The following is a 19,376-nucleotide window of genomic DNA, read 5'->3' on the forward strand; positions in this document are numbered from 1 at the left end:
GCGATAGCCTATGCCTCGTGCAGCATGATCAGGTTGCCGCAGGTGTCCTCGAAAATGGCCGTTGTCGGAAAATCGGCATGTTTCTGCGGTTGGCCGCGGAATTTGACGCCTTTTGCCGTCAGCCGTTCATACTCCGCCTGCACATCGTCGCAGCCGAGCGAGGTGAAGGGAATCCCGTGCTCATAAAGCGCCTTCTGGTAGGCCTTGGCGAAATCGTAGCCGGCCGGCTCAAGTGCCAGTTCGGCGCCTGAGCCGTCGGCCGCAACAACGGTGAGCCAGCGCGCGCCGCCGGCGGGGAAGTCATGCTTCTTCTTGAAGCCGAGAACGCCCACATAGAAATCCTCGGCCTTCTGCTGGTCGAGAACCACCACGGAGGAGAGGTTGCATCGGATCATCGTCTCTTCCTTTCGCTTATCGTGTTCCGCTGTTGCACCACTCACCAGGCACCGGACTTCAGATCGATAAGGTGGATGATCGAGGCCGGGCTGGAGATCCAGAAGCCGGCAAAGCCTTCGCCAAGATCTTCGATCTCGTCACAGCGTGCTATACCCGCCTGACGCAGATGCTCCTCGGCGGCACCGATATCGTCCGTCACGACCTCGAGCCAAAGCTCCGCCTGGCTCATTCCCGGAGCGCGGTCGATCCAGAGCTGGTTCATACCGAACTTGAAGCCGACCGCCGGCTGGTGGTGTTCGATCGGTTCGAGGCCCAGAACGTCGCGGTAAAAGGCAACGGTTGCCTCATACTGGTGCGGCGGCACTTTCATGGCGATGTTGCGGCCACCGTTGAATGCGGGCTTCATGGCTTCCTCCTTGCAAGCGTTCTTACGTTCTCATTCCGAGGGCAGTTTCACGTCATAGAGGCCGGCGTTCCGCCGCATCGCGGTCTCGCGTTTCTCCACCGCCCTGCCGGCGAGCATTTGGGACAGGAGGTCGAGAAACGTGTGCCAGCCCATCAGCGTCCGCCCTTCGAAGGCGGGCTGGATCGGGCGGTGGGTGAGGATGAGCAGGACCTCGTCGCCCCTCTCCTCCAAGGCAAACGTCACATTGGACTCGGGGTGGGCGGATTCGGTTTCGTCGCCGTCGAAGACGTTCCATGTGTAGGAGAGCAGGTGGGGCGGCTTCCACCGAGTGACAACGCCGCGAATATGGCCGTCGGCAAGCCGCATCGCGCCGCCCTCGCGCGGCGCGATCCGATAGGCCATTCCCTCGCCGCCGAACCAGACCGGCAACAGATCGGATTCGGTGAGATGCGCCCAGATGCGCTCCACAGGGCCGGGCAGCATGCGTTCGAACCGCACGGCCCGCTCATCGAGGCAGTATCCCTTTTCATCCATGGACGCTCTCTCCCGCCGGCCTGTGGCTTGAAACCTTCAATCCTGGGCAAAACGCTTCTGATAATCCGCTTCCAGTTCCGGAATACGCGACCAGAAGCGCTTGGCCCGGCCACCCTCAAGCACGGTGGCGAGGACGCCCAGATGCGCATGCCAGCCGCTGGCGACGTTGGCCATCTCGCCGCGGTCGGCGAGCCTTTTATGGGTAACCACCAGAAGCACCTTCTCGCCTTCCGGAAAGAGCTCGAAAACGACCTCGCTTTCATGCGCGTCCTCTCCCGGCCACGTCATGGCGAGCATCCGCGGTGGGTCGATGTCGAGAATGCGATGCTGCGAGGAAAAGCCCTTCGTGTTCATCTCGGCATATTGTTCGGGTGCCGGCTCGTCCGTGAACTCGGAGTGCTTGAAGAGAAGATTCGCCTCACCTCCGGCCTTCAGCTCCATCTCGCCGCCGGCAAGCCACTGCTTGCGCTTTTCGGGCTCTGTAAGGTAGGCCCAGACGCGTTCGATCGGGCCCGGAAGCAGCCGCTCGAAGCAGACGGTATCGGTGGCCGTTGTGACGCCATAGGCATCCGGATCAGGCACGTTCATTGGATCTCTCCCGTAACAGGCTTATTCCGTGTGGTTCTTCCGCCGCTGCCGCTCGTCCTCGATGAGCAATGCTTCCAGCGTGTCGAGCCGGCGCGTCCAGAAGCGCTCGTAGTAGCGCAGCCAGGCTTCCGCCTCGGCAAGCCGCGCAGCCTCCAGCCGGCAGTAGTGGGTGCGCCCCTCCACGCGGCGGCGCACCAGACCCGCCCCCTCCAGCACCTTCACATGCTTCGACGCGCCGGCGAGCGACATGGAAAAGGGAGCGGCAAGCGCGCTGACGGTGCGTTCTCCCTGCGAAAGCTCGCGCAGCATGGCGCGCCGCGTGGAATCGGACAGCGCATGAAAAACGGCATCGAGTGTGGCGGGACGTTGCTCAACCATGTGGTTGAGAATACCCGATCCATGAAGATAGTCAACCGAGCGGTTTAATTATTGGAAAATCAGTTCAATCCATGCCGCCGATGTCGCTCCAGGCGGCCGCCCGGCGCAGCACGCCCAGGAAGCGTTCGCCGGCGACCTCCAGGGGACCGGAATTGTCGATCGTTATCGCATCGTCGATCAGAAGGCCGCTGTCGGTACCGCGCGCCAGCCGCGCCAGCACCTCTTCGCGCGTCTCGCGCCCGCGCCGGGCCAGGCGCTCTGCCAGCACCTCGGGCGTCGCGGTAATCAGGACCGGCGCGACGTGGGCGTATCGCACCTTGATGTCCGGGACGACGGCGCGCGAGACGTTGGCCACCACGACACCGCCGGCATGCATCGTCGCGTCCACGCTTGCCGGAAGCGCATAGCCGAGCCCATGCGCGCGCCAGCTTAGCGCGAAGCGGCCTTCCGCCCGCGCCCGCTCGAACGCTTCGGCGTCCATCGCATCATGTGCCTCGCCACCGGCTTCGGGCGGTCGCGTGATGATACGGCGGGCAAAGACGATGTCGGCCGCGAGCGCGCCCAGCCGGGGTCTCGCATAGTCGATCAAAGAATCCTTGCCGGCGCCTGAAGGCCCGGCAACCGCCACGAACACCCCATGCCTTATGGGAAAGGGCGTTTCTTCCTGCGTGCGCTCGATGGTTTCGGAGATCATCTACGCCACGCGCGCGCCCTGGCGCCACACGGTGCGCACCACGGGAACGCCTCCGTCCGGCCGCACGCGCACGAGATCGGCGCGCCGGCCCTCTTCGATCACGCCCCGGTCGTCGAGTCCGACGGCGGCGGCGGGATTTTTGGACACCTTGGCGATCGCCCGCGGCAGCCCGATGCTCTCGACCGTCTCGCCCAGGAGGAAGGCGGCCTGAATGAGGCTGAAAGGGACGTAATCGGAGGAAAGGATGTCGAGACTGCCGTTTTCGGCCAATTCCCGCGCCGAGACGTTGCCCGAATGCGAGCCGCCCCGCACGAGGTTCGGCGCACCCATCAGCACCGCCATTCCCGCCGCCTTGGAAGCCTTCGCCGCCGCGGCGGTGGTCGGGAACTCGGCCACGCGCACGCCGTCCATCGCCGCCTCATCCACGTGCTCAAGCGTGGCGTCGTCATGACTGGCGAGAATGATGCCGCGCTCTTGGCAGGCGGCCGAGACGGCGCGGCGGTTGGGCGCGGAGTTTTGCTGCGACTCCTCCTGGCGCCGTGCGCAATAGAGACGAAACGCATCGTCCGACAGTTTCGTCTTGGCCTGGTAGTACACCGCGTAGGACTGAAGATCGGTGAACTGGCGCTGGCCGGGCGAATGGTCCATCAGCGATGCAAGCTTGACGTAGTCGTCGCCGTCGAACAGCGCGAAGCCGGAAAGGCAGTCGGGAACGGAAACCTCGCAGCGCAGATGCAGGAAATGTTCGGCGCGCAGGCGGCCGGCGGCGGCGCTCTCCTCGATCGCGTCGGCGAGGCTGCGCATTTCCTGTGTCTGCACGTCGCCCTCGCCATCCATGCCGACGCGCAGGGCGTCGAATACGGTCGTAATCCCGGACGTGGCGATCTGCGCATCGTGCGCGAGCACGGAGGCGACCGGATGCCACCGCACCTTCGGCCGCGGCGCATAGTGTCGCTCCAGATGGTCCGTATGCAGCTCCACCAGCCCCGGAATGAGGTAATCGCCTTCGAGATCCTCGCCGGTCCGCGCCGGACCTGCCGCGATCTCGGCGATCCGGCCGTCGCGCACCACCAGGCTGCCCTCGATCACCTCATCGGCTAGAACGATGCGGGCATTCTTCAGAACGATTTCATGCATTACTCAGGCAGACTTTCTCTCCCTTGCGCCGCCGAGGGCGTGAAAGGACTTCACGTGGAACGGCGCGCCAAGCTCCGGTTCGGCGAACAGCGCCAGGGAGCCGATCTCCAGCGGCTCCAGGAGGAGCGGACCGAAGAAGAAGTCGATTGCACGCTCCATCCGCTGAGCCTCCGCCGCCGGCACGCGCCCCGTCAGTGTCATGTGGAATCGAAACGCGTCGAAAACGTGAGGATAGCCCCATTGATGGAGATTTTTAAGCTGTTCCGGCGTCAGGTTGTCCGGACTCCGCCGCTCGATTTCCTCCGGCTCGAGCGGCGCGCGGAAAGGCTCGAATTCGCGCACGACATCGGCGGCCAGCCGATCGAGTTCGGCCGAGGGCTCGGCCGGCACCAGGGCAAAGAAGCCGTCGAGCCGTGCCAGCGCCAGCCGCTCGATGCAGACCGGTTCGCGGCTTTCGGCGAATGCGGCCAGTGCGCCGATCAGTGCATCCTCGGTTTTGCCCTCGGCCAGGTGGAAGGGCGCTTTCAACGTCGCATGGAAGCCGTAGCGGCGGGGCGCGGCGGTGTGAAAGGCGATCTCGGCGGCGGAAAACGCGCCGATACCGGAAGGCGGCGGCACCTCGCGGCCGAATGCGCTGCGGCCCAGCCAGCGCTCGGCCACGCGGCCCAGCGGGTCGTGCTTGTCCGGCGTGAAATAGATGGCATAGCGCATGATTCGTTTCCTCGCAGATCGCGACCCAATAGGCGATTTGCATGACAGAAAGACGAACCCCGCTGAAATGCCGGGCCCGGCCTGACGTGGGATGCATTTTCACGCATCCCGCGGCCGGGATCAATGCAGACAGCGCTCTTCCGGTTCCGAGCGCGCTCAGTTGCCCAGGATCGCCGGCAGGCGCAGCCCCTTCTCGCGGGCGCATTCGAGCGCGATGTCGTAACCGGCATCGGCGTGGCGCATGACGCCAGTCGCCGGGTCATTCCACAGCACTCGCTCGATGCGCCTTGCCGCGCCTTCCGTGCCGTCGGCGCAGATCACCACGCCGGCATGCTGGGAAAAGCCCATGCCGACCCCGCCACCGTGGTGGATCGACACCCAGGTGGCACCGGAGGCGCAGTTCAGGAGGGCGTTCAAGAGCGGCCAGTCGGAAACGGCGTCGGAGCCGTCCTTCATCGCCTCCGTCTCGCGATTTGGCGAGGCGACGGAGCCCGAATCGAGGTGATCGCGGCCGATCACCACCGGCGCCTTTAATTCGCCTTTCGCGACCATCTCGTTGAAGGCGAGGCCCAGCCGGTGCCGGTCGCCGAGCCCTACCCAGCAGATGCGGGCGGGCAGCCCCTGGAACGCGATGCGCTCGCGCGCCATGTCGAGCCAGCGGTGGAGGTGATCGTTGTCGGGAAGAAGCTCCTTCACCTTCTCGTCAGTGCGGTAGATGTCCTCCGGGTCGCCGGAAAGGGCGGCCCAGCGGAAGGGGCCGACACCGCGGCAGAAGAGCGGGCGGATATAGGCCGGCACGAAACCCGGAAAGGCGAAGGCGTTTTCCAGCCCCTCTTCCTTTGCCACCTGGCGGATATTGTTGCCGTAATCAACCGTCGGCACGCCGGCGTTCCAGAAGGCCACCATCGCCTCCACATGCCGGCGCATGGAGGCCCGCGCCGCCTTCTCGACCGCCTTCGGATCGCTCTCGCGCTTCTCGCGCCATTCGGCCAGCGACCAGCCCTCGGGCAGATAGCCGTTGAGCGGGTCGTGCGCGGAGGTCTGGTCGGTGACGATGTCGGGCGCCACGCCTCTTCTTACCAGTTCGGGAAAGATCTCCGCCGCATTGCCCAGGAGGCCGACCGATTTCGCCTCTCCGGCTTTCGTCCAGCGCTCGATCATCGCCAGCGCCTCGTCGAGACTTTCCGCCTTCTCGTCGAGATAGCGGGTGCGCAGGCGGAAATCGATGCGGGTCTCATCGCATTCGACCGCCAGGCAGCAGGCGCCCGCCATGGCCGCCGCGAGCGGCTGGGCGCCGCCCATGCCGCCGAGCCCGGCGGTCAGGATCCAGCGTCCCTCGAGGTCGCCGCCATAATGCTGGCGGCCGGCCTCGGCGAAGGTCTCGTAGGTACCCTGCACGATGCCTTGGCTGCCGATATAGATCCAGGAGCCGGCGGTCATCTGGCCGTACATCATCAGCCCGGCACGGTCGAGCTTGTGGAAGTGGTCCCAGTTGGCCCAGTGCGGCACGAGGTTGGAGTTGGCGATGAGCACGCGCGGGGCGTCCGCGTGGGTTCGGAAGACGCCCACCGGCTTGCCCGACTGGACGAGCAGCGTCTCGTCTTCGCCGAGATCCTTGAGCGTCGCAACGATGCGGTCGAAATCATCCCAGGTGCGCGCCGCCCGCCCGATGCCGCCATAGACCACGAGCTCGTTCGGGTTCTCCGCCACCTCGGCGTCGAGATTGTTCATCAGCATGCGGAGCGGCGCTTCGGTGAGCCAGCTCCTGGCGTTCAGCTCCGGGCCGCGCGGCGCCTTCACCTCGCGAATGTTGTGGCGCGGGTCGGTCATCAATCCTGGTCCTTCTTCATGGAAAAGGCGATCTGCTCCAGACGCTCAAGAAGCGCGCGCAGGTGCGGGCGCAGCCGCTCAGCCTTCCCGGCGTCGTAGGCGAAGGGTTCGCTCTCGCTCGCCAGATAGGCGGATTGCACAAGCTCCATCTGGATGGCGTGGACGTTCTCCATCGGCTGGCCGTAGAAGCGCGTCGTCCAGCCGCCGCGGAAGCGCCCGTTGACAACCATGCTGTAGCCGTCCGCCGCGCTGCAGATTTCGCGCGCGGCCTCTTCGATCTCCGGAGCACAGGTGAGCCCGTTGTCGGTGCCGATGTTGAGGTCCGGCAGGCGCCCCTCGAACAGGAAAGGGCAACGGGAGCGGATCGAGTGACAGTCGTAGAGAATCACCACGCCGTGCAGCGCCTTCACCCGCTCGATCTCCGCCACGAGCGCGGCATGATAGGGCCCGTGGAAGGCGGAGAGGCGTGTTACCGATTCCGTCTCGCCGATCCCTCCTTCGTCCTCCCAGATCGGCTGGTTGTCGAAATCGGTTTGCGGGATCAGGGCGGTCGTGTTCTGGCCCGGATAGAGCGTCCTGCCCGACGGGTCGCGATTGGCATCGATGCAATAGCGGTGGAAGGTCGCACGCACGATGGTCGCCGCAGGCAGGAGGCCCGCATAGAGCCTGTCGACATGCCAGTCCGTGTCGCGCAGCTTGCGCCCCTCGGCGTTCAACCGCTCCCATATGTCTTCCGGCACGTGGGTGCCCGTGTGGGGGAACGCCAGGATGACGGGGGAATCGCCCCGGGCGACTTCGACGGGGTTCATGCTGCACTCCTCAGTTCCGGCAGGATCCCGGGCGAGACGCTGGTGTTGAGCCGGCCCGAGCGTACGAGTTCGATTGCCGCTTCCAGATCGGGCGCCATGAAACGGTCGACCTCCAGTGCCGGCACGGCGGAGCGGATCGCCCCATGCGCCTTCATCAGCTCCTCGCTGGACTTGAGCGGCGCACGCAGGTCGATGCCCTGCGCCGCGGTGACGGCCTCGATGGCGACGATGCCGAAAAGATTCTCGCTCATCGCCAGAAGCCGGCGCGCGCCATGGCAGGCCATGGAGACGTGATCCTCCTGGTTGGCCGAGGTGGGGGTGGAATCGACCGAAGCGGGATGCGCCATCTGCTTGTTCTCCGACATCAGCGCGGCGGAGGTCACCTCGGCGATCATCAGACCGGAATTGAGCCCCGGCTTCTTGGCGAGAAACGCCGGGAGGCCGAAGGAGAGCGCCGGGTCGACCAAAAGCGCGATGCGCCGCTGGGCGATGGCGCCGATCTCGCAGATGGCAAGCGCGATCTGGTCGGCGGCGAGCGCCACCGGCTCGGCGTGGAAGTTGCCGCCGGAAACAACCGACCCGTCCGACAGCACCAGAGGATTGTCGGTCACGGCGTTGGCCTCGATTTCGAGCGTGCTAGCGGCCTGGCGCAGTATGTCGAGGCAGGCGCCGTCCACCTGCGGCTGGCAACGGATGCAGTAGGGGTCCTGCACGCGCTCGTCGCCCTCGCGATGGCTCTCGCGGATCTCCGAGCCGTCGAGCAGCCGCCACAACGCCGTCGCCGTGTCGATCTGGCCCTGGTGGCCGCGCAGGGTGTGGATCTCCGGATGAAAGGGGGCGGAGGAACCCATTGCGGCATCGGTCGACAAGGCGCCTGTTATGACCGCCGCGCGCGCCGCGCGATGGGCGCGGAACAGGCCGGCGAGCGCCAGCGCGGTCGAGACCTGGGTGCCGTTGATCAGCGCCAGACCCTCCTTGGCCTGCAGGACAATCGGCGCGAGACCAGCCTTCTCCAGCGCCGCCTTAGCCGGCAAGCGTTCGCCCGCGACCCAAGCCTCGCCCTCGCCGATCATCGCCGCGGCCATATGGGCGAGCGGCGCGAGGTCGCCCGAGGCGCCGACGGAGCCCTTTTCCGGGATGACGGGAATGACGCCGTGCGCCAGCATTCCTTCGAGGAGCCGTACGGTCTCCATCCGCACGCCCGATGCACCGCGGCCGAGCGACATGAGCTTCAGCGCCATGACCAGACGGACGATCCCTTCCTCCAGCGGCGCACCGACGCCGCAGCAATGGGAAAGGATCAGATTGCGCTGCAGGGTTGTCACGTCGCCGGCCGGGATGCGCACATTAGCAAGCTTGCCGAAGCCGGTGTTGACGCCATAGACGGCCGCGCCGCCGGCCACTTCGGCGATGCGCTTTGCGCTGGCTTCGATTGCCGGGTGACAGGCGGGGTCGAGGCGCACTGCCGGACCCTCGCGCCAGAGCTGCTCCAGCGTGTGGATCGAGACGGTACCCGGGGTGAGGGTCAGTGTCATTGCGGTTGCGCCCCCATGACTGCGGCCGGTGAAGGGATCATTCGGCGTCTCCGATGATGAGACGGTGAAGAGGATTGAAGCCGATCCGGTAGGCAAGCTCGGCCGGATGCTCGACGTCCCAGACGGCGAGTTCGGCGCGCTTGCCGGGCTCGACGGTGCCGATCTCCGCGCCGTGGCCCAGGGCGCGGGCGGCCTCGCGCGTGGCGCCGGCGAGCGCTTCCTCGGGCGTGAGGCGGAAGAGCGTGCAGGCCATGTTCATGGCCAGAAGCAGGGAGACGAGCGGCGAGGAGCCGGGGTTGCAGTCGGTGGCTACCGCAATCGGCACGCCCGCCGCGCGCAGCGCCTCGACGGGCGGCAGTTGCGTCTCACGCAGCGTGTAGAACGCTCCCGGCAGAAGCACCGCCACGGTGCCGGCCGCCGCCATGGCGGCAACACCGTCCAAGTCGAGATATTCCAGATGGTCCGCCGAGAGCGCGCCATGGCTCGCGGCAAGCTTGGCACCGCCGAGGTTGGAAAGCTGCTCGGCATGGAGCTTCACCGGCAAGCCGAGCGCGCGCGCGTGTTCGAACACGCGTGCCATCTGCTCCGGCGAGAAGGCGATGCCCTCGCAGAACCCATCGACCGCATCCGCCAGTCCGGCCGCATGCGCGGCGTCCATCCCGGGCAAAACCACCTCGTCGATATAGGCGTCCGGTCTTCCCTTATATTCCGGCGGCACGGCGTGGGCGGCAAGATAGCTGGTCTTCACCCGCACGCGGCGTGCCTCGCCCAGCCCTCGCGCGGCGCGCAGCATCTTCAGTTCGTCCGCGACCGTCAGCCCGTAGCCGGACTTGATCTCAATCGTCGCCACGCCCTCCGCCACAAGCGCATCGAGCCGCGGGAGCGCTCCCCGCACGAGCGCCTCTTCGTCTTCGGCCCGCGTGGCGGCCACGGTGGAAACGATGCCGCCGCCCGCCCGCGCGATCTCCGCATAGCTGGCGCCCTCGAGCCGCATTTCGAATTCACGGGCACGGTTGCCGCCATGAATGAGATGGGTGTGGCAGTCGATGAGGGCCGGGGTGACGAGCCGCCCGCGAAGGCCCGTCTGCTCGGCGCGGACCCACTTTGCGGGAAGATCTTCGCGCGGTCCGGCCCACCGGATGCGCCCATCCTCGATGGCGATGGCGGCGTCCTCAACCAGCCCGTACGGCGCGCCCGAGGGCGCCATGGTGGCAAGCTTCGCTTGTGTGAGAACACTGTGCTTCATCGACTGGGGACACTCATGGCTTTGTCTAGACTTTTGCCGATTATGTATATACAAATTGATTTGTAGATCAGGACGGTGGCGCCATGCAAGAGATTTTCGCCCGAACCGCGCTCACGCCCGCAGGCTGGCAGGACGACGTGCGCGTGACGATCGGCGCCGACGGGCGCATTGCCGCGGTCGAGGCGGGCGCGGCGCCGGCCTCGGCATACCGCGTGCCCGTGCTCCTGCCGGCCTTGAGCAATCTGCACAGCCATACCTTCCAGCGTGCCATGGCGGGCCTTGCCGAGCGCCGCGGGCAGAAGGGCCGGGACAGCTTCTGGACATGGCGGCAGACCATGTACCGCTTTCTCGACCGGCTCTCGCCCGAAGACATCGAGGCCATCGCCGCCTTTGCTTTCATGGAAATGCAGGAGGCCGGCTTTTGTGCCGTTGCGGAGTTCCATTACCTGCACCACCAGCCGGGCGGCGGCGCCCATGCCGATATTGCCGAGCTTGCCGCACGCATCGCCGACGCGGCCGGAGAGACCGGCATCGGCCTGACGCTCCTGCCGGTGCTTTACCGCTACGGCGGCGCCGACCGGCGCCCGCTGGCGGATGGACAATTGCGCTTCGGCAACGATATGGCGGCTTTCGAAAGGCTTATGGCCGGCGCACAGGGGCACCTGGCGCACCTGCCCGCCGATACCGTGCTCGGCGCGGCAGCCCATTCCCTGCGCGCCGCCACGGCAGAGGAGATCCGCACGGTCTCGGCTCTGCGGCCGGAAGCACCCTTCCACATCCACATCGCCGAGCAGGGACCGGAGGTCGAAGAAATCCTCGCCGCCTTCGGTGCACGGCCGGTGGAATATCTGCTGGGTGAGGCGGTGGTGGACCGGCGCTGGTGCCTGATCCACGCCACGCACATGAACGCGGTGGAGACGAGAGAGCTCGCGCGTACCGGCGCCGTGGCCGGCCTCTGCCCCATCACCGAGGCCAATCTCGGCGACGGCGTCTTCAACGGCTCCGCCTTCCGCCGGGCAGGCGGAATGCTCGGCGTGGGCAGCGATTCCAACGTGCGCATTTCGGTGCCCGAAGAGCTGCGTCAGCTCGAATATTCGCAGCGGCTGAAGGACCGGGCGCGCACCGTTCTGGCCGAACCCGGCGCCTCCTGCGGCCGCGCCCTTTACGATACGGCACTGGCCGGCGGCGCCCGGGCGCTCGGGCGGGAGAGCGGCGCATTGGAGACCGGCAGGTGGGCGGACCTCGTTGCCCTCGACCCCGCCGCCTTCGCCGGCCTGGCATCGGGTGACGCGATCCTCGACGGCTGGATCTTCGCCGGCGGCAACGAGGCGGTGACGGACCTCTGGTCGGCGGGGCGCCACAGCGTGCAGGGCGGCCGCCATGTGGCGCGGGAGGCGATCGCCGGGCGCTACCGGGCACGCCTTGAGAAGATCGTCGTAGGCTTATGAGCGCGCGCAGCTCCTTCCGCACGCTCCGTGACGAAATGGCGCGGCGTATCGCCGAGCGGCGCTGGCCGCCCGGCGCACTCATTCCCGGCGAGGAAGCGCTGGCACGCGAGTTCGGCGCCGCAAGGGCGACCGTCAACCGCGCGCTCCAGGAACTGGCCCGCGCCGGCCTTGTCGAGCGCCGCCGCCGCGCCGGCACGCGCGTTGCGCTGCACCCGGTGCGCGAAGCCCGCTTCGTCATCCCACTGGTGCGCCAGGAGATCGAGGGACGGGGGGCAACGTACCGATACCGGCTCCTGAGCCGCGAGGAGCCCTCCCCGCCGGAGATCGTGCGTGCGCGCCTCGGGCTCGACGATGGCGTGCCGCTGCTTCGTGTGCGCTGCCTGCATCTGGCCGACAACGCGCCCTACCAGCTCGAGGACCGCTGGATCAATCTCGACGCCGTGCCGGGTGCGCGAACGGCCGATTTCGAGACGGTCAGCCCCAACGAATGGCTGGTGGAGAACGCACCCTTCACCGAGGCCGAGTTCACCTTCCGCGCCGCGGCCGCGGGCCCGGAGGAGGCGGCCGTGCTGCAACTGCGCGCCGGCGAGCCGGTCTTCGTGGGCGAGCGCATCACCTGGCTGCGCGAGCGCCCGATCACGCTGGTCAGCATGATCCACCCGCCGTCGCACCGCATGGTGACGCGGCTTTGAGACGTCTCGACAAGTCTCGGGGCAGCGGTTAGAGCGAGGGCGGGATGACGTGCGTATCGTACCACGAGCTGCGACGGCGCACCTTCCCAACGCAACAGAGGAAACCGCATGCCCGCGCGCCAGCCGCTCATCGCCCCCTCCATCCTCGCCGCCGATTTCTCGCGCCTGGGCGAGGAGGTCGCCACGGTTGCGGCGGCGGGCGCGGACTGGATCCATCTCGACGTAATGGACGGGCATTTCGTCCCCAACATCACCTTCGGCCCTCCGGTGGTGAAGGCGATTCGCGACCGTACCGACAAGCCCTTCGACTGCCATCTGATGATCGCACCTGCCGACCCCTATATCGCCGCCTTCGCGGAAGCCGGCTGCGACAACATCACCGTTCACGCCGAGGCCGGGCCGCATCTTCACCGTTCGCTGCAGGCCATCCGCAAGCTCGGCAAGAGGGCCGGCGTCTCGCTCAATCCCGCGACGCCGGAGAGTGCGGTCGAGTATGTGCTGGATACGGTCGACCTGATCCTGGTCATGACGGTCAATCCGGGCTTCGGCGGCCAGGCGTTCATCCCGGCAACGCTCGAAAAGATCCGCCGCATCCGGGCCATGGTCGGCGACCGGCCGATCGACATTCAGGTGGACGGCGGGGTATCGACGGAAAGCGCAGGCGCCATGGTGGAAGCCGGCGCCAATGTGCTGGTCGCCGGTTCGGCATTGTTCAGGGGCGAAGGCGAGACCGCCTATGCACGGAACATCGCCGCCCTGCGGGAGGCGGCGGCAAGCACCTGAGGCTTGACCAAGTGCCGCGAACAAGCGACTGAAGAGAAAACGGAGGAAAGAACGATGGCAGCAGTTCCGCCCGTTTGCGAATTCGGATGGCCGGCGGTGGACGCCACCCTGCCCGGCACGGACGGCAAGCAGCACAGGATCTTCGACCAGGCCGGACCGAACGGGCTGGTCGTGGCCTTCATCTGCAATCACTGTCCGTATGTGAAGGCCGTGATCCGCCGCATTGTGCGCGATGCAAACGATCTCAAGGCGCACGGCATCGGCTTCGTCGCCATCAATGCGAACGATGCCGAGACCTACCCCGAGGACTCCTTCGACAACATGGCGGCATTCGCCCGCGAGCACGGCTTCACCTTCCCCTACCTCCACGACGCGGACCAGAGCGTGGCACGCGCCTACGACGCCGTGTGCACGCCGGACTTCTTCGGCTTCAACGCCGATCTGAAGCTGCAGTACCGCGGTCGCCTGGACGCCTCCCGCAAGGAGGAAGGTGCGGGGGATTTGAGGCGCGACCTTTACGAGGCGATGGTCCAGGTGGCGGAGACGGGCAAGGGGCCTCAGGACCAGATTCCCTCCATGGGCTGCTCGATCAAGTGGAAGGATGCAGCGTAAGCAGAGCTGGTTGAAACAACTGCAGCGCTCGAAGGGTGTCATCCCGGAAAGCCGTAGGCTTATCCGGGACCCATTGGAAGAACGTCGTAGCGCACGGCTCCGTCCTCATCCTGGCGTGTTTCGGCGACGCTGCACCGTCTGCGGAGACCGGCCGAGCCAACTCAATGGGTCCCGGCTCGGCGCGGCTTATGCCGCTTGCCCGGGATGACGCGGTTATTTTTGCCGCTCGCCTCACTTGGGAGCACGGCTCCGGTCCACCTCAGTGCGCCTCTTCCCAATTGTCGGCGGCGCGCGCGTCCACCTTCAGCGGCACCGACAGGGCGCGGGCGGGCCAGGCCGCGCCCTCCATCACCGTGCGGATGACGGGGATCGCCGCTTCCACCGCCTCCTCCGGCGCTTCGAAGACCAGCTCGTCGTGCACCTGCAGGAGCATATCCACATTGCCGAGCCCGGCGTCGGCGAGTGCTGCGTCCATGCGGGCCATGGCGCGGCGGATGATGTCGGCCGCCGAGCCCTGGATCGGCGCATTGATGGCGGCGCGCTCGTTGAAGGCGCGCACGGAGGGGTTGGACGAGCGGATCTCGGTATAGTGCGCGCGGCGGCCGAAGATCGTCTCGACATAGCCCTTCTCTCGGCAGTAGGCCTTGGTGCGGTCCATGTAGTCCCGGATCCCTGGAAAGCGCTCGAAATAGCGCTTGATGTAGGCGCCGGCCTCCTCGCGCGGGATAGCGAGCTGGTTTGCGAGTCCGAACGCCGATATCCCGTAGATGATGCCGAAATTGATGGCCTTGGCGCGCCGGCGCACCTCGCCGGGCATGCCTTCCACCGGCACGCCGAACATTTCCGAGGCGGTCATGGCGTGGATGTCGAGCCCGTCGGCGAAGGCCTGCTTCAATTGGGGGATGTCGGCCACGTGGGCGAGCACTCTGAGCTCGATCTGGCTGTAGTCCGCGGAGATCAGCTTGCGGCCGGCGGCGGCGATGAAGGCCGTGCGGATCTTGCGCCCCTCCAGCGTCCGCACCGGGATATTCTGCAGGTTGGGCTCGGAGGAGGATAGTCGCCCGGTCGTCGTGGAGGCAAGGGAATAGGAAGTGTGAACGCGCCCCGTCTCGGGATGGATGTAGCCGGGGAGCGCGTCCGTGTAGGTGGACTTCAGCTTGGTGACTTGGCGCCAGTCGACGATCTTGCGCGGCAGCTCGTGCCCGGCGGCGGCGAGTTCCTCGAGCACCTGCGCGGAGGTCGACCACTGGCCGGACTTGGTCTTCGCCCCGCCGGGAAGGCCCATCCGCCCGAAGAGGATTTCGCCCAGCTGCTTGGGCGAGCCGATGGTGAAGCGGCCGCCGGCGAGTTCGTATATCTCCTCCTCCATGGCTGCCGCCGTCTGCGCAAAATCGCCGGACATGCGGGAAAGGATCTGCCGGTCGACCGTTATGCCGCGGTGCTCCATCCGGCCGATGACCGAAATCATCGGCCGCTCCAGCCGCTCGTAGACGGAGACGAGTCCATTCGCCGCCAGCCGCGGCTTGAGCACCTTCCAGAGCCGGAGCGTGATGTCGGCGTCCTCGGCGGCATAGGTCGTGGCACGCTCGAGGTCGACCATGTCGAAGGTCACCTTCGATCGGCCGGAGCCCGTCAGGTCCTTGTAGGAGAGCGGCGTGTGGCCCAGCCAGCGCTCCGAAAGCGCATCCATGCCGTGCGCCTGGATACCCGCTTCCAGCACGTAGGAGATAAGCATGGTGTCGTCGTAAGGCGCCACGTCGATGCCGTGCCTGTAAAGCAGCAGCCAGTCGAACTTGAGGTTCTGGCCGATCTTCAACACCGAAGGGTCCTGCAGGAGCGGCCGCAGCACGGCGAGTGCCGCCTCCTGTTCGATCTGCCCATCGAGAAGCCCGCCGCCCAGAAGGTCGCTGTTGCCGCTCTTGTGATTCAACGGCACGTAGGCCGCCCGGCCGGGCGCTGTGGCAAGCGAAAAACCGCACAGCTCCGCCTGCATCGGATCGAGCGAGGAGGTCTCGGTATCGAAGGCGAGAAGGCCGGTATCGCGCGCCTCGTCGACCCAATGGTTCAGCGTCTCCAGATCGCGAATGCAGACATAGCCGGAATGGTCGATCGGCTCGGCCGCCGCCGCCTCGGCCAGCTTCTTGGCTAGCGTCTGCGGCGTATCGGCGCCGTCGGTCCTGTCGGGCGCCACCTCGCCCTCGGCGCCCGGCTCCTCGGTCCCGGAGGCAGGCACGGTAAGGTCCGGTCCGTGCACGGCGCCGCCCGCCTCCACCGCGACGGGAGCAGGCTCGACCTCGCCCGCATCGGTACCGGTCGCCTCGGCCACGCGCCGGGTGAGCGAGGAGAATTCCATCGTCTTCAGAAAGGCGATCAGCTTCGGCCCGTCCGGCGGGTTGAGCGCCAGGGAATCGAGCGGCGAATCCACGGGCACATCGTTCTTCAGCCGCACGAGCTCGCGCGAGATGCGCGCATTGTCGGCATGCGTAATCAGGTTCTCGCGCCGCTTGTTCTGCTTGATCTCGTGCGCGCGGGAAAGCAGCGTGTCGAGATCGCCATATTCTTCGAGAAGCTGCGCCGCCGTCTTCGGCCCGATTCCGGGTACGCCGGGCACGTTGTCGATCGTGTCTCCCGTCAGTGCCTGCAGGTCGATCATCTTCGCCGGCGGCACTCCGAATTTCTCGATCACTTCGGGCACGCGGATCTCGCGGTCCTTCATGGGATCGTACATGGCCACGCACGGCCCCACGAGCTGCATCAGATCCTTGTCGGAGGAGATGATGGTGGCATCGCCGCCCGCCTCCACCGCCAGCCGCGCATAGGTGGCGATGAGATCGTCGGCCTCGAAGCCCTCCATCTCGATGCAGGGCAGGTCGAAGGCCCGCGTTGCCTCGCGGATCAGGCCGAATTGCGGGATCAGATCTTCCGGCGGCTCGGTGCGGTTGGCCTTGTACTCGGGATAGAGCTCGTTGCGGAATGTCTTGGAGGAATAATCGAAGATGACGGCGAAATGGGTCGGCGTGACGCCGACATCCGTATCGCGCGCATTGCGCAGGAGCTTCCACAGCATATTGCAGAAGCCCGACACGGCGCCGACCGGCAGTCCGTCGGATTTGCGGGCCAGGGGGGGGAGGGCATGATAGGCCCGAAAGATGTAGCCCGAGCCGTCGACAAGGAAAAGATGATCGCCTTTTTTCATGGGCCAAACGGGTAGCGCGCTGCGTCTGCGCTGTCCATCCTTTAGACATTCGGCGAAATCGGCTTGCCGCCACATCATGACGCGACCGCAAGAGGTAACGGAAATATTACGAAGGTGTAATCTTCCGGCCCTTGAATAGTCGTTTTCGCGAACAAAATATGGGGGATCGGCAATATTCCGCCGAGTCCGGGAATGGCCCGTCCCCCGCCTGAACCGGACATATGGCGGCAGCCTACCCCCTCTCCGGCTGCCGCACATACTGCAAGGCCGCCGTGGCTTCCCCTCCGCCACGGCGGCACTTTTTTACGTACTGTGGCATGCCTGCCCGGCTGCGGGGCTCCTTCCCGACTTTGCAAAAGTGCGGCCAAAACGATAAACCCCCCGAAACCCATCCTGCCTTCGGCCGTCCGGCCCAGATCGGAGATATTCATGCCTGATTTCGACGTGCTTTGTATCGGCAACGCCATCGTGGACATCATCGCCCGCTGCGACGAAGCGTTTCTCGTCGACAACGACATCATCAAGGGTGCGATGAACCTGATCGACGTCGAGCGCTCCGCGCTTCTTTACGAGCGGATGGGCCCTGCCGTCGAGACTTCGGGTGGCAGCGCCGGGAACACGGCGGCGGGCGTGGCCGGGCTGGGCGGCACGGCGGCCTTCTTCGGCAAGGTTTCGAACGATCATCTGGGCGAGGTCTATGCCCACGACATCCGCGCCCAGGGAGTGGCCTTCGATACGCGGCCGCTCATGGGCCATCCGCCGACCGCGCGTTCGATGATCTTCGTCACCGCCGACGGCGAGCGCTCCATGAACACCTATCTCGGCGCCTGCGTGGAGCTTGGCCCCGAGGATGTCGAGGAGGACAAGGCGCGCGCCGCCAAGGTCACCTATTTCGAGGGCTATCTGTGGGACCCGCCGCGGGCGAAGGAGGCCATCCGCACGACGGCCGAGATCGCCCATGCCGCCGGCCGCGAGGTTTCCATGTCGCTGTCCGACTCCTTCTGCGTCGACCGTTATCGCCAGGAGTTCCTGGAGCTGATGCGCTCGGGCACGGTGGACATCGTCTTCGCCAACGAGCACGAGCTGATGTCGCTCTACCAGACCGCCTCCTTCGAGACGGCGCTGGAGGCCATCCGCGCCGACTGCCGGCTTGCCATCGTCACCCGCTCGGAGAACGGATCGATCGCAATGACACGCGAAGAAAAAGTGGCGGTGGATGCGATGCCGGTGAGCAATGTGGTCGACACCACCGGCGCCGGCGACCTTTACGCCGCCGGCTTCCTCTACGGCTATACCCGGGGGCGGGGCCTGGCGGACTGTGCCCGACTGGGCTCTCTGGCGGCCGCGCAGGTCATCGGACAGATCGGCCCGCGCCTGCAGACGAGCCTCAAGGACACGGCCCAGCAAGCGGGGCTGCTTTAGTTCAGTTCACCGTTTCGCGGAAACGGTGAATTGAACTAACCATTTGATTCCACGCAATTCCGGACGGAAAACCGGCTTCCACTTTTCCTGGAATTGCTCTCTGGAACAACCAGAACTGGACAGGTTGAGCCACGGTCGCCTCCCGCCGTCATCCCGGGCGATCACACGTTGGCCGAAAGCGGCCAACACCTGCGGTCCTGCTTAAGACGCGGAATCTCGGGCATTGGTGTCGGCAACACCGTCTTCGCCGTTGGCAGGCTGGTCATTTGCGGCCTCCCCCTTCGGGCCGCCTTTGGCAACACCTACCATGGCCGGCCGCAGAACGCGATCTGCGATCACATAGCCGGTCTGCACCACCTGCACCACCGTGTTGGCCGGAACCTCCGGATTCGGGACCTCGAACATGGCCTGGTGGAAATGCGGGTCGAATTTTTCGCCCTGGGGGTCGATGCGCTTGACGCCGTGGCGCTCGAGCGTCGACAGCATGGCGCGCTCGGTCATCTCGACGCCCTCTATCAGCGCCTTGAGGCCGGGCTCCGCATTCTCGCGGGCTTCCGCCGGCACCGCTTCGAGCGCGCGCTGGAGATTGTCCGAGACCGTCAGCATGTCGCGGGCGAAGTTGGCGATGCCGAAATTGCGGGCGTCGACGACGTCGCGCTGGGTGCGCTTGCGGAGATTCTCCATTTCCGCGGCTAGCCGCATCGCGCGCTCTTTCAATTCTTCGTTCTCCTGGGCTAGGCGCACGAGGACATCCTCTTCCGACACGCCGGCCTCGTTGCCCTCGCCCTCCGCGGGCGCCGCCTCGGCCTCGGTAGCCTGGACAACCTCTTCCTCGGGGTTTGCGTTCTGCGGTGCGTTGTCGTCCTTGGGGTGTGTACTCATTGCCTGTCCGTCTTGCGGTTATCCTTGCGATAGTCGGGCCGGATATCGAGGTTCGGGACCGTAAAATCAAGGGGCTG

General features: G+C 66.2%; 19 protein-coding genes. 5 read left to right on the forward strand and 14 right to left on the reverse strand.

Features of this window, described 5'->3' with window-relative positions; genetic code table 11:
* Positions 1 to 8: 8 nt before the first annotated feature.
* The 12 genes from SIN08_RS08275 to hutI form a co-directional block, all read right to left on the reverse strand.
* A complete protein-coding gene (locus SIN08_RS08275; RefSeq protein WP_322451091.1) occupies positions 9 to 395 on the reverse strand; it encodes a VOC family protein in 387 nt (128 codons plus the stop codon).
* Between the two features lie 41 nt (positions 396 to 436).
* Positions 437 to 802 carry a hypothetical protein gene (locus tag SIN08_RS08280; protein ID WP_322451092.1) on the reverse strand — a complete coding sequence of 122 codons (366 nt, stop codon included), beginning with the start codon at positions 800 to 802 and terminating at the stop codon, positions 437 to 439.
* A 30-nt stretch (positions 803 to 832) separates the two neighbouring features.
* Positions 833 to 1,336, reverse strand: a complete 504-nt coding sequence (locus SIN08_RS08285) for an SRPBCC domain-containing protein (protein ID WP_322451093.1) — start codon at positions 1,334 to 1,336, stop codon at positions 833 to 835.
* 36 nt (positions 1,337 to 1,372) lie between these two features.
* Positions 1,373 to 1,924: an SRPBCC family protein gene (locus tag SIN08_RS08290; protein WP_322451094.1), complete on the reverse strand. Its 552-nt coding sequence runs from the start codon at positions 1,922 to 1,924 to the stop codon at positions 1,373 to 1,375.
* Positions 1,925 to 1,945: 21 nt separating this feature from the next.
* Complete coding sequence (locus SIN08_RS08295) at positions 1,946 to 2,302, reverse strand: metalloregulator ArsR/SmtB family transcription factor (protein ID WP_322451095.1); 357 nt, start codon at positions 2,300 to 2,302, stop codon at positions 1,946 to 1,948.
* 64 nt (positions 2,303 to 2,366) lie between these two features.
* On the reverse strand, positions 2,367 to 2,996 hold the full coding sequence (phnN, locus tag SIN08_RS08300) for a phosphonate metabolism protein/1,5-bisphosphokinase (PRPP-forming) PhnN (RefSeq protein ID WP_322451096.1): 630 nt from the start codon (positions 2,994 to 2,996) through the stop codon (positions 2,367 to 2,369).
* Entirely contained in the window at positions 2,997 to 4,133 is a 1,137-nt protein-coding gene (locus tag SIN08_RS08305; protein ID WP_322451097.1) for an alpha-D-ribose 1-methylphosphonate 5-triphosphate diphosphatase, read from the reverse strand.
* Between the two features lie 3 nt (positions 4,134 to 4,136).
* Positions 4,137 to 4,844: a DUF1045 domain-containing protein gene (locus SIN08_RS08310; protein WP_322451098.1), complete on the reverse strand. Its 708-nt coding sequence runs from the start codon at positions 4,842 to 4,844 to the stop codon at positions 4,137 to 4,139.
* Positions 4,845 to 5,000: 156 nt separating this feature from the next.
* Positions 5,001 to 6,674, reverse strand: coding sequence for a urocanate hydratase (hutU, locus tag SIN08_RS08315; protein ID WP_322451099.1), 1,674 nt, complete (start codon positions 6,672 to 6,674; stop codon positions 5,001 to 5,003).
* Complete coding sequence (gene hutG / locus SIN08_RS08320) at positions 6,674 to 7,483, reverse strand: N-formylglutamate deformylase (protein ID WP_322451100.1); 810 nt, start codon at positions 7,481 to 7,483, stop codon at positions 6,674 to 6,676. The genes hutU and hutG overlap by 1 nt, the downstream gene beginning before the upstream one ends.
* A complete protein-coding gene (gene hutH / locus SIN08_RS08325; protein WP_322451101.1) occupies positions 7,480 to 9,018 on the reverse strand; it encodes a histidine ammonia-lyase in 1,539 nt (512 codons plus the stop codon). The genes hutG and hutH overlap by 4 nt, the downstream gene beginning before the upstream one ends.
* 37 nt (positions 9,019 to 9,055) lie before the next feature.
* Positions 9,056 to 10,264, reverse strand: coding sequence for an imidazolonepropionase (gene hutI, locus SIN08_RS08330; RefSeq protein WP_322451102.1), 1,209 nt, complete (start codon positions 10,262 to 10,264; stop codon positions 9,056 to 9,058).
* Positions 10,265 to 10,347: 83 nt separating this feature from the next.
* Between hutI and SIN08_RS08335 the strand changes: the two genes are divergently transcribed.
* The 4 genes from SIN08_RS08335 (at position 10,348) to SIN08_RS08350 (ending at position 13,799) form a co-directional block, all read left to right on the forward strand.
* A complete protein-coding gene (locus SIN08_RS08335) occupies positions 10,348 to 11,712 on the forward strand; it encodes a formimidoylglutamate deiminase (RefSeq protein WP_322451103.1) in 1,365 nt (454 codons plus the stop codon).
* On the forward strand, positions 11,709 to 12,404 hold the full coding sequence (locus SIN08_RS08340) for a GntR family transcriptional regulator (protein WP_322451104.1): 696 nt from the start codon (positions 11,709 to 11,711) through the stop codon (positions 12,402 to 12,404). The genes SIN08_RS08335 and SIN08_RS08340 overlap by 4 nt, the downstream gene beginning before the upstream one ends.
* A gap of 108 nt (positions 12,405 to 12,512) precedes the next feature.
* Positions 12,513 to 13,187, forward strand: a complete 675-nt coding sequence (gene rpe, locus SIN08_RS08345; protein WP_322451105.1) for a ribulose-phosphate 3-epimerase — start codon at positions 12,513 to 12,515, stop codon at positions 13,185 to 13,187.
* Between the two features lie 54 nt (positions 13,188 to 13,241).
* Complete coding sequence (locus SIN08_RS08350) at positions 13,242 to 13,799, forward strand: thioredoxin family protein (RefSeq protein ID WP_322451106.1); 558 nt, start codon at positions 13,242 to 13,244, stop codon at positions 13,797 to 13,799.
* Between the two features lie 259 nt (positions 13,800 to 14,058).
* On the opposite strand, the gene polA is transcribed toward SIN08_RS08350, so the two are convergent.
* Positions 14,059 to 16,995, reverse strand: a complete 2,937-nt coding sequence (gene polA, locus SIN08_RS08355; protein WP_322451107.1) for a DNA polymerase I — start codon at positions 16,993 to 16,995, stop codon at positions 14,059 to 14,061.
* A 429-nt stretch (positions 16,996 to 17,424) separates the two neighbouring features.
* Between polA and SIN08_RS08360 the strand changes: the two genes are divergently transcribed.
* The gene (locus tag SIN08_RS08360) at positions 17,425 to 18,417 is read left to right on the forward strand and encodes an adenosine kinase (RefSeq protein ID WP_322451108.1); all 993 of its coding nucleotides are present in this window, start codon (positions 17,425 to 17,427) and stop codon (positions 18,415 to 18,417) included.
* 201 nt (positions 18,418 to 18,618) lie between these two features.
* On the opposite strand, the gene grpE is transcribed toward SIN08_RS08360, so the two are convergent.
* Positions 18,619 to 19,299, reverse strand: coding sequence for a nucleotide exchange factor GrpE (grpE, locus tag SIN08_RS08365; protein ID WP_322451109.1), 681 nt, complete (start codon positions 19,297 to 19,299; stop codon positions 18,619 to 18,621).
* Positions 19,300 to 19,376 lie beyond the last annotated feature (77 nt).

It is taken from the genome of Chelativorans sp. M5D2P16 (assembly GCF_034427935.1).
Classification (GTDB): Bacteria; Pseudomonadota; Alphaproteobacteria; order Rhizobiales; family Rhizobiaceae; genus Chelativorans.